The sequence below is a fragment of the Mesorhizobium sp. M0633 genome, from assembly GCF_040320645.1.
GTDB lineage: Bacteria > Pseudomonadota > Alphaproteobacteria > Rhizobiales > Rhizobiaceae > Mesorhizobium.
The window spans coordinates 1-908 of record NZ_JAMYQC010000117.1 but is presented as its reverse complement, the minus strand read 5'-3'; the positions used below and the strand labels follow the sequence as shown (position 1 = coordinate 908).

The 908-nt window shown below is 67.2% G+C and carries 1 pseudogene; it reads left to right on the top strand.

Going from position 1 to position 908, the window contains the following annotated elements:
• Positions 1-142: 142 nt before the first annotated feature.
• Positions 143-908: pseudogene (locus NKI47_RS34915) on the top strand (IS4 family transposase); the annotation flags it as partial.

Genomic DNA, 908 nt, shown 5'->3' with positions numbered 1-908 from the left:
TCTGTGAGTTGCGGCGTCGGGTTGGTGTGTGATTCTGTAGGCGACGTACTGAGGGAGGCGTCGCGGTGTCATCTATGGGATTGTTGGGGTCGTTCGGTGACGAACGGCTCGAAAAAAGGGGGTCCAGCTTCTGGAGCGGATGGTGTCGCGCGAGAGCGTGTGCCTGCGCCGCTTGGCTGGAGGAGCCCGTAGCGGGATCGTGGGCTTTTGTCGGTTCCTGGCGAACGCTCGGGTGACGACGGACAGGCTGATTGAAGGTTGGGGCGCTGCGACGGCTGAGGCTAGCGCCGGTCGTCATGTGCTGGCGATCCAGGACACCAGTGAGATCAATTTCGCGACGACGCCGGAGTATCGGCGTGGCCTTGGCGAGATTGGCAAGGGCGGCGGCCGTGGCGTGTTGCTGCACGCGATGCTGGGCATCGATGCCGAGACGGGCGGCGTTCTGGGGCTGGTGGCGGGCCGGGTGTGGACGCGCGAGGGGCGTGTGGAGGTTGCTCATGCCAAGCGGCCTCTGTGCGACAAGGAGTCCGAGCGCTGGTTGAGCACGGCCGCGGCGGCCAAGCCGGTGTTGAAGTCGGCTGCACTGGTGACCGAGGTGAGCGACCGCGAGAGCGACATCTACAGCAAGTGGGCGCTTGTACCCGAACCCGGCTTCCACATTCTGACCCGCGCCATGCACGACCGCCGGATCCAGGGCGGCGGCAAGCTGTCGACCGCACCGCTGCAGGCCGCCGGAGAGGCCATGGTCGAGCTGCGCGCGCGGCCTGGTCGGGCGGCGCGCACGGCCCGGCTGGTGGCGAGCTTTGCCCAGGTCGAGGTCGTGCGCCCCGACAACACGATTGAAGAGGGCCTGCCCAAGACGGTGAGCGTGAGCTTGGTGCAGGTAACCGAGATCGACCCGCCGCAGG